This window comes from Mesonia aquimarina (assembly GCF_003667275.1).
Lineage (GTDB): Bacteria > Bacteroidota > Bacteroidia > Flavobacteriales > Flavobacteriaceae > Mesonia > Mesonia aquimarina.
In genome coordinates this window covers 78,489-92,453 of record NZ_RCNV01000002.1, presented here as the reverse complement: position 1 = coordinate 92,453, position 13,965 = coordinate 78,489, and the positions used below count along the sequence as shown (strand labels likewise).

Annotated in this window: 11 protein-coding genes; 3 read left to right on the top strand and 8 right to left on the bottom strand. The window is 34.2% G+C overall.

The features are described 5' to 3' along the window. Positions 1–28 precede the first annotated feature (28 nt). Together D9R05_RS03820 and D9R05_RS03815 are read right to left on the bottom strand one after the other, a co-directional pair. Positions 29–1,672: a S8 family serine peptidase gene (locus tag D9R05_RS03820; protein WP_162984890.1), complete on the bottom strand. Its 1,644-nt coding sequence runs from the start codon at positions 1,670–1,672 to the stop codon at positions 29–31. Between the two features lie 99 nt (positions 1,673–1,771). Then, positions 1,772–5,185, bottom strand: a complete 3,414-nt coding sequence (locus D9R05_RS03815; RefSeq protein ID WP_121665911.1) for a hypothetical protein — start codon at positions 5,183–5,185, stop codon at positions 1,772–1,774. A 126-nt stretch (positions 5,186–5,311) separates the two neighbouring features. Here D9R05_RS03815 and D9R05_RS03810 point away from each other — a divergent pair, with 126 nt between their 5' ends. Together D9R05_RS03810 and D9R05_RS03805 are read left to right on the top strand one after the other, a co-directional pair. Further along, a complete protein-coding gene (locus D9R05_RS03810; protein ID WP_121665910.1) occupies positions 5,312–6,076 on the top strand; it encodes an exodeoxyribonuclease III in 765 nt (254 codons plus the stop codon). A 12-nt stretch (positions 6,077–6,088) separates the two neighbouring features. Continuing rightward, the gene (locus D9R05_RS03805) at positions 6,089–7,051 is read left to right on the top strand and encodes an OmpA/MotB family protein (RefSeq protein ID WP_121665909.1); all 963 of its coding nucleotides are present in this window, start codon (positions 6,089–6,091) and stop codon (positions 7,049–7,051) included. A 75-nt stretch (positions 7,052–7,126) separates the two neighbouring features. Here the strand turns inward: D9R05_RS03805 and D9R05_RS03800 are convergent, their stop codons facing one another. Genes D9R05_RS03800 through panC form a run of 6 tightly spaced genes read right to left on the bottom strand, consistent with a single transcriptional unit; the run spans position 7,127 to position 13,025 of the window. After that, a complete protein-coding gene (locus D9R05_RS03800) occupies positions 7,127–8,251 on the bottom strand; it encodes a M23 family metallopeptidase (RefSeq protein ID WP_121665908.1) in 1,125 nt (374 codons plus the stop codon). 31 nt (positions 8,252–8,282) lie between these two features. Then, entirely contained in the window at positions 8,283–9,644 is a 1,362-nt protein-coding gene (gene radA, locus D9R05_RS03795) for a DNA repair protein RadA (RefSeq protein ID WP_121665907.1), read from the bottom strand. A 3-nt stretch (positions 9,645–9,647) separates the two neighbouring features. Next, positions 9,648–10,793 carry an alpha/beta hydrolase gene (locus D9R05_RS03790; RefSeq protein WP_121665906.1) on the bottom strand — a complete coding sequence of 382 codons (1,146 nt, stop codon included), beginning with the start codon at positions 10,791–10,793 and terminating at the stop codon, positions 9,648–9,650. Between the two features lie 38 nt (positions 10,794–10,831). After that, complete coding sequence (locus D9R05_RS03785; protein ID WP_121665905.1) at positions 10,832–11,800, bottom strand: lysylphosphatidylglycerol synthase transmembrane domain-containing protein; 969 nt, start codon at positions 11,798–11,800, stop codon at positions 10,832–10,834. A 6-nt stretch (positions 11,801–11,806) separates the two neighbouring features. Beyond that, the gene (gene panD, locus D9R05_RS03780; protein ID WP_121665904.1) at positions 11,807–12,154 is read right to left on the bottom strand and encodes an aspartate 1-decarboxylase; all 348 of its coding nucleotides are present in this window, start codon (positions 12,152–12,154) and stop codon (positions 11,807–11,809) included. A 22-nt stretch (positions 12,155–12,176) separates the two neighbouring features. Continuing rightward, positions 12,177–13,025, bottom strand: coding sequence for a pantoate--beta-alanine ligase (gene panC / locus D9R05_RS03775; RefSeq protein ID WP_121666207.1), 849 nt, complete (start codon positions 13,023–13,025; stop codon positions 12,177–12,179). Between the two features lie 111 nt (positions 13,026–13,136). On the opposite strand from panC, the gene D9R05_RS03770 reads away from it, so the two are divergent. After that, positions 13,137–13,964, top strand: a complete 828-nt coding sequence (locus D9R05_RS03770) for a glycogen/starch synthase (RefSeq protein ID WP_121665903.1) — start codon at positions 13,137–13,139, stop codon at positions 13,962–13,964. The last annotated feature ends 1 nt before the right edge of the window (position 13,965 follow it).

The following is a 13,965-nucleotide window of genomic DNA, read 5'->3' as shown; positions in this document are numbered from 1 at the left end:
AATCATCTTTCTTCTTGAAAAGTATTGATTAATTGACAATTAGTTTTTTATTAGTTGAAGTATGGTTCGATTCGTTTATAATCTCTATAAAGTAAGTTCCACTGTTAAGTTTTGGTAATTCTAGGCTTAATACTTTCTTTTGATTTACTTTTTTTACACTATAAAAACGTTGACCTAGTGTGTTATAAATAGAAATGGTATATGTAGAATTTTTTAGGTTAGTAATATTTAAGATTTTATAACTCTCTATAGGGTTTGGAGAAATTATTACTGAACTATTTGGGTTTTTTAAATCTCCAGAATTAAGCATTTGATGAGTGAGTGCATTCTTTGCATTAAGTCTTCCGTAACCATAGTATATGTCAAATCCATTACTATCTTCCGTAGGATCTCCAATTTGATCTTCTGAAGATTCTTGTAATATTGTTCTAATTTCCTCAAAAGTTAAAGAAGGGTTTTGTGCTAAAAGAAGTGAAACAACTCCAGCAACCAACGGAGATGCTTGAGAAGTGCCTCCCCAATAAGTGTTATAATTTGTATCCGAATCATAACTTAAACCATATATATAATTTCCTGGAGCTACTATATCTATGTGATCTCCATAATTACTGCCACTTGTTGGACTCCAGAAAAAAGGATTACTTCGAGTGTCATCTGGATCTGTTGAACCAACAGCAATTGTTTTATCATAAGCTGCGGGGTAATAGCTTATATTATTATTGAAATTCATCATGCAAGCAACTAACACTACTCCATTATTGTAACAATAATCAATTGCATCATTTAATACGGATGAGCTTCCACTACCTCCAATCGACATATTAATTACTTTAGCTCCATTATCTACGGCGTAATAAATAGCTCCAGCCATAGCTGCGTAGCTTCCACTATTATTTGCATTAAGAGCTTTACAAATCATAACTTGAGAATTCCAATTCACACCTGCATAACCATAAAAATTATCTCCCGAAGAAAGAGCAATACCAGCCACATTTGTTCCATGACCGTGATCATCTGTAGGATCATTGTCATTATTTATAAAATCCCAACCTGCAAAAATATCGTCTACAAACCCATTTCCATCAGTATCTGTTCCGTCTAAAACTTCATCTGTATTAGTCCATATTCTACCTGAGAATTCAGGATGTGATAGTCGTAAACCTGAATCTATAATAGCTACAATCATATCATCATCGCCTTTTTCTATATCCCAGGCTTGTTCCATTTGTATGTCTGCACCGCTTATTGCTGGAGCATCAGCAAAGGTTCCGTCGTTTTTTAACCCCCACTGTCTTGAATATTCAGCATCATTAGGAATAGTTGTCATTTTTTTTCCTCCTGCTGTTGCTATATAATTTGGCTCCACATATTCAAAAACTTCTGTGTTTTTATACATGGCAATTACTTTTTGTAAACTAATTTGATTATTTTGATATTGAATTAATACCGTAGTGTTGCTTTCTGAGTTTCTTATTACTTCATAATTAGAAACTTTAATTATATTGTGTAATCTGTTTAACTCTGGCTTTTCAAAATAACTACTGATTTTATTTTCGTTAGGGTGATCGTTTTTAAATTTAACTAGAATTTCATTTGTAACATGTTCGTGTTCTATTTGACCGTAGGAAAAAAAACTTAAACAGATACTAAAAACTAAGAGTGCTATTTTCATTTGAAAAATTTGTTCAACTTTAATAAAGTTCAAAAAGTTGAGATTAATAAAAATTTACGTTATGCAATATAAAAATAAATTTCCAAGTAGTTAAAAAAACTAAAAATAAGCTCGTAATTGTACGCTTCCGGTGTGGATAGTATCTGAACTTTCGCTTTTTCTGCCAAAATAAGAAAGATTAAGATCTAAAAAATCGGTCAATTTTTTTTGTGCTAAAAGTGTCCACGTGTAGTTTTTGTCGGGTTGTAAACCTTGCAACATTTGGTAGGCAACAGGAGAAAACGGACTGCCTGTAAAATCGTTGTAAATGTAATTTACTTCGCCGTTTAAGGAATATTTTTGTGCATTATTAAATGTAAAAGATGCGCCCAATTTATGTTGGGTTAATTCTTCTTGTTCCCCTTGTAAATTTATTTGATTTTCATATTGGTAAAAAACATCAAAACGGGTACGTTGCGATAGCAAATAAGAAAGTTCCGGGTTACCTAAAAAACTCTCTATTTTATAATTTCTATTTTCAAAATTTTCCGATATACTTTGCGTATCGGTGTAATGGTTTTTTAGTGTTATTAGCCAGCTTTCATCAAACTTGTGGTTAAAGGTAATTTGGTGACTTTGTATAGCGTTTTCTTGTAATCCGGTGACTAGTAAGTTCTTGTTTCGGGTAGAAATATAACTGTAAGAAGTGGTGTAATGCTGCTTTCCGCGGTTAAAAAATAAGGTGTTTCTAAAGTTAAGATTTACCGCCAATTCTTTGCCATCATCGTTAAACGGATTGACATCAAAATTATCGCCTTCGCGTTCTATTTTTCGATCAATTAAATAGGCAGTCTGATTATAAAAATGAGATAAGAAATTTTTAGTGCCATTTTCGTTTTTACTCCATTGCTGAAAATTAAGGCTTACAATTTGACTGAATTTATTCTGATGCGTTTTTATAAAAATTTGGTTGGGCAATAAAACACGTACATAAGTTGCCTGATCGGGGAAAGGGGCAATTTCAAACTCTTCTAATTCTTGTACTCCATTGTTGTTATAATCGTTCCAAGTGTATTGTCCTTCACCTGCGTTTACTTCTACATAGGTAAATTCTTGCTGAGGAAGTGTCCCGCTGTTGGTTTCGTAAACCGAGTTGAGATTCAAAATTTTATCAAACAAAAATTGATTGTATAAAATTCTAGAGTTTAATGAATGTTCATCTTCAACACCTTCTTCTTGATTATTCAATTTCCGGTAATTTGCAAAAACCGAAAGCTTGGTGTTTTCTGCATTAATCAATTGCGAACGTAAATAATAATTATCAGAACTGCTTACACGCTGCAAAGCTGAGTTCCGTAAACTGTCGTTTACCCTGTATCGGTAACCAATTTCAGCGTAAACATCGGTACTATCACCAATTCCGGTGTAAACTTCGTAGCTGTTAAACCGCTGGCTTATGCCTGTAAGCTCGTTGGTTTCATTATCAACTTGTTCATTGTCTTCTAAAGATATTCTAGTTCCGGTCCAAACTTTTCCAAAATCATACACGAGATTTGTATAGAGGCGAAGAAATTCTGAATCAAAAATTTCGGCATTACTTTTTAAAAAACTTCCGCTTAACTGTGTGCTTAACTTACCGAATTTTAAATTATACTGAAGTAATTGTCGAGCTCCGCTATAATTATCTGTATAATCTAACTTTTGAAAACTATAGGTTGCAGAACCGCGTTTTTCGCTCAAGTAATTTACACCCGCATCTACAAAACTTTGGTTTCCGGTGGGCGTGTTGGTTAAATTCCAATCACGATTAAATTCAACATTATACAAACGCTCAATACTTTGGTAACGCTCCTGAATGTAATTAAAAGCAGCAAAAGCTTCAATTTTTTCGGTATCGTTTTTCCAAATATTTTGTTGAGCTGTAACTCTTCCGGCAAAACCATCGTTATCGTCATCATCTAAAGAAGAAAATAAATTTTCGTCATTTTTACTGCCGGCTAATTCAAAATCTATAGCGGTGTTTTCTGAAGCTTGATAAGCACCATTTACTACCGCGACTTGTAATTTTTTAGGAGCAAAAAGTTGGGTGACGGGTGCATAATTTCCTTGTGGAATTCCGTTGATGGGAGCCACATATTCATAAATTTTACTGATGGCGCTTGCGTTGCTTAACACATAATTTCCTTGATTTTCGCCGACCAAACTAAATTTTACGTTGAATAATTCTTCATCGGGATCGGTAGAATACACAAAAACTTCTTCTCCGTTTTGCAGTTCTTTTCGATACAAAACTTTGTTTTCATCAAAAGTATCAGGAACTGCACTGGGCGCAATCATTTCACTTTCATCATCGCCGGCATCAGCTAAAACTTGTTTTTGATCATCGCTAAGATTTTGCTGAAGCGGTTGGTTTTGCAAATCATTTTCAGAATAAACAAAAGCCCCTAGCTGAATTTTCTCACCGTAATATTTTCCGCCGCCGGTAGCTACAATACGCGAATAATTTCGATCTGCATATTGAAACTCAACCGTGATTCGCATTTCTGAAGTAATCGGAAATGTAGCGTTGAAAATAATTTCGCCGGCATTATAATCAATAATATAATCTTCATTTTCGCCGCGTTCTACACGAATTCCGTTTACAAATACCGCTTCGCTTCCCGAAACTATAAACACAAATAGCTCGCCATTGGGGCCGGTTAATTTATACGGACCTTGATTTCCTTCTTGCGCCTGAAACTGATTTCGTGTAAAAACTCCACGCACTAAAGCACCGGCAGCAAAAACTTCGGTTTTATTTCCGTCGGGATTTAAGGTTGCACCCACCGATAAACCTTGTACTTTTTTGGTATAATTAGCAAAATAAGATTCGGTTTGTGTTAAGTTGACATCCCCCGCTCTGATGTTCCAATTTTTACCGAAAAGTTCAATAAAAACTTGATCAAATTCATCTAAATTTTGTGAATAACCGCTTTCTTGAATGGGAATATTAGAATCTTGAATGGAAGCTCGTAAACCGATTTTGGGAGAAATTTTACCGGAAATTTGTAAGTCTAATTCAGAATCTAAAACGGTATTCTGATTGGTACCCGCGGTTACGCCACGAGAAATACTACCGCTGGTGTTTAAGCCGTCAAAAGGAGTAAATTGGGGTGTGTTGTTGGCTTGTCCGAGTTTGTAAATTTGCTGATTGTTATTGCCTTCAGAAATGATAGAAGGGTCAAATTGATAGTATTTTTTGGTTAAAAACTCCGGATATTTCCGGTAGGTAACGGCAATAGAATCTTGTTGTATTTTTAAGCTATCACTGAGAATTAAATAGCTTTCTGCAAAATTAATACGATATTTTGTGGTATCAATGAGGTTGCCTTCTGCGGAATATAGTTGAAATCCGTCCGGGCGAATACTCACAGAATCTATGCGAATAGTGTCCTGCACCGCAACTTTTTTTTGTTGCGCGTAAACTGGATTTTCTTGTGCTCGACCCATAAAAATTGAAGCACAAAAAAAGAGTAAACACATAATGATTCGCATCATGAGTAAAACTAAATCATTTTAAAAATATTTTAACTGATATTGATTTTTAATTCTTTTTATCTAAATCTTGTGACAAGTTAGCTTCATTGATTAAAAATTTTATTTTTGTTTTAAAACTATACAATGGTAATCATTTCTTATAATGTAAACGGTATTCGTGCAGCACTTCGTAAAGATTTTACAACCTGGCTTTCACAAGCAAACCCAGATGTGGTTTGTTTGCAAGAAATAAAAGCCAATCCGGATCAGTTTGACGAAACAGTTTTTCATGAATTAGGTTACAAATACTGTTATTGGTATCCGGCTCAAAAGAAAGGTTATAGTGGTGTTGCTATTTTAAGCAAGATAGAACCTAATAATGTGAGTTACGGAACAGGAATAGAATCGATGGATTTTGAAGGAAGAAATATCAGATTAGATTTTGATGATCTTTCGGTTATGAGTTTATATTTACCTTCGGGAACCAATATAAAGCGCTTAGATTTTAAGTTACAATATATGGATGAATTTCAGGAGTACATAAATAAACTTAACAAAGAAATCCCTAATTTAGTAATTTGTGGCGATTACAATATATGCCACGAACCCATAGATATTCACGACCCAGTACGCTTAAAAAATGTCTCGGGATTTTTACCGGTAGAACGCGAATGGCTTAGCGGCTTTTTAAATAGCGGTTTTATTGATTCTTTTCGGTATTTAAATCAAGAATCTGTAGAATATTCGTGGTGGAGTTATCGTGCAAATGCGAGAGCAAATAATAAAGGTTGGCGTATAGATTATCAATTAGTTTCTACTCCACTGCAAGAAAATATAAAAAGATCCGTTATTTTATCGGAAGCATATCATAGCGATCACTGTCCAATTTTATTAGAATTAACCATTTAAAAATAAGAAATAATGATAAAAAAAATAATATTAAGTTCAATTATATCAGCAAGCTTGTTAACCTCTTGTGTTCCTGCAAAAAAGTTTAATGATTTAGAGCAAGAATATAAAGATTTGCAAGCAACTCATGAGAAGCTTTCTAAAAACATGAGAGACTGTAAAGAAAAAAGCGAGGCTACTTCAAGTGAATATAGTCGGCTACTAGAAGAGTACGATAATAATGTTCAAGCCAAAAAAGAGCAGCAAAGAGAAATGGAGCGATTGCAAAAAAGCCTTGAAAATTTACAAAAATCTTATGATGCCTTAGAAGAAAATAGTTCTTCTGCATTAGCAGAAAATTCAAAAAGAAATCGTGAGTTGTTAACTGAATTAGAAGAGAAGCAAAAAGCATTAAATACAGAAAAAAGCCGACTAGAAGAATTGCAAAGAAGTTTGGCAGAAAGATCTAGAAGAATAGATGATTTAGAAAATTTAATAGCGGCAAAAGATGCAAAAATGAATGCTTTAAAAAACAGTGTTTCAGCCGCACTTACCAATTTTGAAGGGAAAGGTTTAACCGTAGAACAACGCAACGGAAAAGTGTACGTTTCTATGGAGAATAAGTTATTATTCAGCTCAGGAAGTTGGGCTGTCGGCACGCAAGGAAGACAAGCTGTAAAACAATTAGGTGCGGTATTAGCAGAGAATCCTGATATTAACGTTTTGATTGAAGGGCATACTGATAATGTACCTTACGGCGGAAACGGGGCTTTAAAAGACAATTGGGACCTTTCTATGAAGCGAGCTACGGCTATAGTTCATATTTTAGAAGAAAATAAAAGCATAAATCCTAAAAGCCTAACCGCTGCCGGAAGAGGAGAATATGCGCCTGTTGCAAGTAACGATACAGCTGAAGGAAAAGCAAAAAATAGAAGAATAGAAGTTATTTTAACACCAAAATATGATGAGCTTTCACGTTTGTTGGAAGACAGGTAGTATTTATTCAATTAAAAAATCCCTGCAAGTTTTTTATAACTTCGTAGGGATTTACAAATTATTTTGAAACTAATATTACAAAGCTTTGACCAGACTTTGATGAATAAAAGCTTGTTGGTTTTTTGTGGCTTTTACGTGCAGCCAATTTTTATGTTCGCCTAATAATTGTAAAGTGTCTTTTGCAGTAAGCTCTCCAATTTTATTAAATGATGTACCTGGACCTTGCCTTAAATTAGCTTTTTCTGTTTTTACTGATAAAAATTCATTAGTGAAATTGACAGGAAAATCTTCTTTGCGAAGTTTTTTACTTTTATAGACAAAAGGTAAGGGGTTTATAGCGCCTCCTTTATAAATTCCAAAATGTAAATGTGGCGGAGTAGTTTTTGCATTTCCGGTGTTTCCAACCAAGCCTAGCGTATCTCCTACATTAACTTTAGCTCCAGATTTTGCAATTATGCTATCTAAATGGGCGTAATATAAAGAATTTCCAAATAAACCTTCGCGAAGCCAAACCTGTTTTCCGCCAAGACCGCGGTTTCCTGTTCGGCTGATTCTTCCCTTAGTTGCCGCAACAACCGGTGTTCCTCTTTTAGCAAAAATATCTATTCCTTCATGACTTCTTTTACCTCCATCTCTAGTATTTCCCCAAAAACTTTGAATAGCAGAATTTCCTTTACCTGCTACCGGAAAATAATAAGTCGGCTTTGTAAACAAAGAGATGAAAAAATTAGAATGAGCACCAATTTCTGGTTGAATAATGATTTTATAGTTTCCGTCTTTATTCGGAGTAAAACTTAATTTATTTTGGGAGATTTCGTTGTTTTTTACAGGAATGAAAGTTGAATCTCTTTTTTCAAATAAATCAATAAAAATGCGTTGATTGCTAGAATCTTTTTCAATTTCAGCAGTAAAAACTGTTCCTTCTTGAAGGTTAATTGAATAGCTGTAAACTTGTGCTAGATGCGGAAAAAAAGTTCCTTTTTCAGCATAAGGTAAATTTACTTGAAGACTATCGTGTTTTGCCTTTTCAAAATCTTCTTCCCATCTATCAAAAACCGGTTGTCGGTCGTTAAATTCTCGGCTATAAATTTTTCTAGCGTTTGGCTTTGTAATCGCATCGGTAACAGAATTCAGTTTTGAACAGCTTATTACAATAATGCTGAAGAATAGCAAATAGCATAAATTATTTTTCTTTTTCATCAAAAGAAATTAATTCACGAACTATGCCAATTTAACCGAATAAATATTCTACTACTTCTTCAATTCGTGATGCTTTTTGAATGGTAATGTTGAATTTTTTCTGAGGAAGTTTGGTTTGTTTAGAAACTAAAATTGTAGCAAAGCCTAATTTTTCGGCTTCTAAAATGCGCTGTTCAGCTTTCGGTACAGGTCTAATTTCTCCGGCTAAACCTACTTCTGCTGCAAAACAAATATCACGTTCTACTGCAATATCTTCATTAGAAGAAAGTATGGCGGCAACAACGGCTAAATCTATAGCGGGGTCATCTACGGAAATTCCTCCGGTAATATTTAAGAAAACGTCTTTAGCACCTAATCGAAAACCTGCCCTTTTTTCTAGGACTGCTAAAATCATATTTAGTCGTTTGGCATTATAACCGGTTGTGGAACGTTGTGGGGTTCCGTAAACCGCGGTACTTACCAAGGCTTGAATTTCGATCATTAACGGTCGCATTCCTTCTAAGGTTGAAGCAATAGCAGTACCACTGAGGTCTTGATCATTTTTGGAAATTAATATTTCTGAAGGATTGGTAACTTCGCGCAAACCTTCGCCTTGCATTTCGTAAATTCCTAATTCGTGTGTAGAGCCAAAACGATTTTTATGAGCACGTAAAATTCGATACACATGATTTCGGTCGCCTTCAAATTGTAAAACCGTATCGACCATATGCTCTAAAATTTTGGGTCCGGCGATACTTCCTTCTTTGGTAATGTGGCCAATTAATAAAACCGGCACGTGAGTTTCTTTAGCAAATTTTATTAACTCTGAAGTACATTCTCTGATTTGCGAGATACTTCCGGGAGCACTTTCAATAAAATCGCTATGAAGAGTTTGTATAGAATCGATAATGACAATCTCTGGCTCTAATTTTTCAATCTGCCGAAATATTTGTTGTGTTTTTGTTTCGGTTAGAATATAACAATTGGCAGGAGTTGGATTAATACGTTCTGCCCTCATTTTAATTTGTTGCTGACTTTCTTCGCCTGAAACGTACAAGGTTTTATAATTTAGGTGAAGAGAAATTTGCAACAATAAGGTACTTTTACCAATACCGGGTTCTCCGCCAAGTAAGGTTAAAGAACCTGGAACAAGACCTCCGCCTAAAACACGATTAAGCTCATTATTATTGGTGTTTAAACGTGTTTCTTGTTCGTATTGGATATCATTAATTAAAGTTGGCTTTGGTGTTCTTTTTACTGGTGATTTTTCGGTCTTCCAGTCTTTCGTGTCTTTTTTTTGAATAACTTCTTCAACTAAGGTGTTCCATTGTTTACAAGAAGAACATTGCCCTTGCCATTTGGAGTGTTGGGCACCACAGTTTTGACAATAAAAAGTAGTTTTTGTTTTAGCCATAAATTAGTAACCGAAGTCTTGTTTAATTTGTTCTACTTTTTTTAGCATCATATCTTTGGTAAGGTAAGCGGCTTCTTCTAAGGCAAAAGCAGATTGATAGGCTTTCATAGCTTTTCTTGTATCACCGGTTTCTTCGTAATGGCGAGCTAAAAAATAACTGCCCAACATTTTATTAGGATGCTCATCATTAGCAAGTTTTCCTAGATCTTTATATTGCTCCCATTTTTCGTTATCTTCAATAGCATCAGAAATATACATAAAATCGTTTACGCGTACTGTTATATCTAATCCGTAAAGTTCTTCAATCGTGGTATATTTATCGAGTAAATATTCGTAAAAAGTACCTTTGGTAGGAATTACATTTTCTTCAAACTCTTTTTGATTAATAGGGCGATAAATTGAAAAAATACTTTCTATGGCTTGCGGAATTCCTCTTCCTGCAAGTGAATAATGTGTCGCATCTTCAAAATTATTAAAATAATAATAGAATTTATCATTTTCAATACTTTCTAATAATTTATTCATTGCAATATTATCGTCTTTCAGGGCTTTAATATCATCGGTTGCGGTAGCTAAATAATACCATATTTTAGACTCACTTTTACTTAATGCATTAGCTACTCTGTTTTTTAAATCTGGCGCGTAATCTGGACTTAAATTAATATAACCTTTAAAGAGCGGATTCTCTTTTAAAAGATAGTAATTCATAAAACTTGCCGTGAGGTCGTGTCCAACAATGATGGCGAATTTTGCTGTTCTGTAATTTTTATCAATCAATGGAAGTAGTTCGCCGCCAATAAATTCAAAAAATTCTGCTCCTTGTTTGGTGGGTAAATATGTTTCTTTATCGTACTCGGAGTCTTTTCTTCTTTTTCCTGATTGATTAATACCGACTACAATAGATTCTGGCATGTCTTCCCAGTAACTGTAATAATCTACATTTCCTGCAACCGGTTCAAATAAATAATCGCCATCGAGTACAAAAAAAACAGGATAAGATTTTTCGGGATTGCTGTTGTAATTTCTCGGAAGTTGAATTTTTATCTCTCGACTATCTTGAAGTGTTTCCGATTGGACAACTTTATATTCAATTTGCGCTATTAACGTCACTGAATAAAACAGTAACATGAATACGATATACTTTTTCATGGTTTGGAATTTTAGGAATGGAAAGATAACAAAAAAAATCACTTTTTTTGATTTAGAATAGGAAGAAAAAACATCGATAAACCGCCAATTACAAGGTTTAAGAGTGTTTGTGTTCCCCAGACCACCCAACCGAAAGCTTCGCCATCTTCTTTTGGAATTCCGAAAAGCAATAAAACGGCACCAATTGCAATAGGATAAATGCCAATACCGCCATTGGTTATAGAAATAGCAAATGAGCCTACCACAAAAGCTACTAAAACAGCACCAATTTCTAACGAAGCTGTTCCTGTAACCGAAAATTTTGCGAGATAAAACATTAAAATATACATTAGCCAAATAAAAATAGTATGAAAAATAAACGGTTTGTTCTTCTTCATATGCAGAATGCTGTTCATTCCTTCTAAAATTCCTTTGGCGAAATTTTTTATTCTCACTAAAAAAGGATGTGTGGAACGTTGTAAAATTTTAATAAAAAAAACGCCTAAAACAACAAGGATAAAAAGTAAAATAAGCGTAAAAAACGGATTGATATTGTGCTTTTGAAAATAAGGCAGAATAGTTTCTGCTTGAAAAATAAGAGTAATTCCTAAAATAAGTAATAGCATTACAAGATCTGCAACACGCTCTGAAATGATGGTGCCGAAGCTTTTTTCAAAAGGAATATTTTCATAAGTGGCAATGCTGGCGCCTCGTAAAACTTCACCGGATCGGGGAATGCCTAAATTGGCTAAGTAAGCTGCCATTACAGCCATAAAGCTATTAGCAAAACCTAGTTTATAACCTAAAGGTTCTAACAGAAATTTCCACCGATAAGCTCTAGAAAGGTGCGATAAAATTCCGCAAGCTAAGGATAGAAAAATCCAAAAAGGATCTGCATCTAAAATATTATTGAATAAAGCTTGCCGTTCTTCTGGACTTGCACTTTGTACAGAATAAAAGATTAAAAAAACTCCTAAAGCGAGTGGGAGTATTATTTTTAATAGTTTTATGCGTTTCTTTTTTTGCAAGATTTGCTAAGCTAATAAATTTTCATCGTTAGGAAAAACAAGCGAAGGTTTAAAAGCCTTTGCTTCTTCTACACTCATCATTGCATAAGTGATTAAAATAAGAATATCTCCTTTGGCAACTTTTCTTGCCGCGGCTCCGTTAAGTGTAATTTCACCACTATTTCTAGGACCGGGAATAACGTAAGTTTCTAATCTTTCGCCATTATTATTATTTACAATCTGAATTTTTTCACCTTCAATAATATTGGCTGCCTCCATTAAGTCTTCGTCTATGGTAATGCTGCCAATATAGTTTAAATCGGCTCCAGTAACTTTAACACGATGGATTTTAGACTTTACAACATGAATTTGCATAAGGGTAAGTTATAAAACGTTTTTAATTTAGTGCGATATTATCTATTAACCTTACATTATTGGCATAAGTGGCAATAAATGCACGGTATTTTTTTTTATTATTTTTTTCTTCAATGGGCTCCAATGAATCTGCATCGGCAATTTCAAAATACTCCAGATCTAACGTATTATTTGCTTCAAATTTTTCTTCAACCCAATTTCTTATACTTGAAGCAGATTCTGTGCCAAATTTTTCTTGCACTTGTTTTAGTGTTTCAAAAATAAGACCGGCTTCTTCTCTTTCTTTTTCGCTAAGTTGTTTATTTCTAGAACTCCTAGCAAGTCCGTTAGCTTCTCTGTGAATTGGGCAGCCAATTATTTCTACCGGTTGACCGGTAATTTTAACCAGTTTTTTTACGATGCAAAATTGCTGATAATCTTTCTCGCCAAAAAAAGCTTTATCGGGTTGGATGATAGAAAATAAACGCTTTAAAATAGTGCCAACACCGTCAAAATGTCCGTCTCTGTATTTCCCTTCCATTTGCTTGGCTAATGCACCAAAGTCAAAATGTTCGGCACGTAGATCATCTTCGTAAATTTCATTTTCAGAAGGAGCAAAAATAATACAATTATCAAATTGCTTTTCTAAAAGGTTAAGATCATTTTCTAGTGTTCGTGGATATTTTTTTAAATCAGAAGCATTGTTAAATTGTGTCGGATTTACAAAAATACTCACTACAACTAAATTGCAAGTTTTTTCTGCTTCGGCAATTAATGATAAATGTCCTTCATGAAGCGCTCCCATGGTGGGTACAAAACCAATGATTTTAGCCGCTTCTTTTTGCGCATTAACAAAGGAAATCAGTTCCTTTTTCTTATAAAATACTTGCACTCGTTTCAAATTTAAGTCGTGCAAAACTAATATATTACTGGCAGACTGCATAAAATTTTGTAATTTTGCCTGTTTTTTATCGTTAATAGTAATACAAAGAGTAAAAATTTTATGAAAGATAAGCGCATTTTGTACGTATCTTCAGAGGTAATCCCATACCTCCCGGAAACAGAAATATCATCAATGTCTTTTGAAGCACCAAGAATGGTGAATAGTCAAGGCGGACAGATACGTATTTTTATGCCTCGGTTTGGAAATATCAATGAAAGAAGACATCAATTACACGAAGTAATTAGATTGTCTGGAATGAATTTGGTGATTAATGATCTTGATATGCCGCTTATCATTAAAGTTGCTTCTATTCCAAAAGAGCGCATGCAGGTTTATTTTATAGATAACGAAGATTACTTTAAGCGTAAAGCAACTTTTACGGATGAAGATGGAAATCTATTTGAAGATAATGATGAACGTGCTATCTTTTTTGCAAAAGGCGTTATCGAAACGGTAAAAAAATTAAACTGGTCGCCAGATATTATTCATGTACATGGTTGGTTGGCTTCATTATTGCCATTGTATTTACGCAATTATTATGGAAATGAACCGTTGTTCAATAAGTCGAAAATAGTTACTTCGGTTTATGACAAAGGTTTTGAAGCTGATTTAGCTGAAGATATGTACAAAAAAGTGCTTTTTGATGGCTTATCTGATGAAAATGTAGCTCACCTGGAAAAAGCACCGAATTACGAAAACCTAATGAAAACAGCAATAGATAACTCTGATGCTGTTATAAAAGGAAGTGCAGAAATTCCAAGCTCTCTAGATGAGTATATGGAAGCTATAGATAAACCGGTTTTAGATTTTAAATCGAAAGAAGAATTTGCACAAGCCTACCAGGAGTTTTATCTGAAGGATGTGTTGAATGAAACAGAAAATGATTAGA

What these genes read in the sequence shown, in the direction of transcription:
- D9R05_RS03820 (WP_162984890.1), bottom strand. Translation starts at nt 1,672, where the DNA reads ATGAAAATAGCACTCTTAGTTTTTAGTATCTGTTTAAGTTTTTTTTCC.
- D9R05_RS03815 (WP_121665911.1), bottom strand. Translation starts at nt 5,185, where the DNA reads ATGCGAATCATTATGTGTTTACTCTTTTTTTGTGCTTCAATTTTTATG.
- D9R05_RS03810 (WP_121665910.1), top strand. Translation starts at nt 5,312, where the DNA reads ATGGTAATCATTTCTTATAATGTAAACGGTATTCGTGCAGCACTTCGT.
- D9R05_RS03805 (WP_121665909.1), top strand. Translation starts at nt 6,089, where the DNA reads ATGATAAAAAAAATAATATTAAGTTCAATTATATCAGCAAGCTTGTTA.
- D9R05_RS03800 (WP_121665908.1), bottom strand. Translation starts at nt 8,251, where the DNA reads ATGAAAAAGAAAAATAATTTATGCTATTTGCTATTCTTCAGCATTATT.
- radA (WP_121665907.1), bottom strand. Translation starts at nt 9,644, where the DNA reads ATGGCTAAAACAAAAACTACTTTTTATTGTCAAAACTGTGGTGCCCAA.
- D9R05_RS03790 (WP_121665906.1), bottom strand. Translation starts at nt 10,793, where the DNA reads ATGAAAAAGTATATCGTATTCATGTTACTGTTTTATTCAGTGACGTTA.
- panD (WP_121665904.1), bottom strand. Translation starts at nt 12,154, where the DNA reads ATGCAAATTCATGTTGTAAAGTCTAAAATCCATCGTGTTAAAGTTACT.
- D9R05_RS03770 (WP_121665903.1), top strand. Translation starts at nt 13,137, where the DNA reads ATGAAAGATAAGCGCATTTTGTACGTATCTTCAGAGGTAATCCCATAC.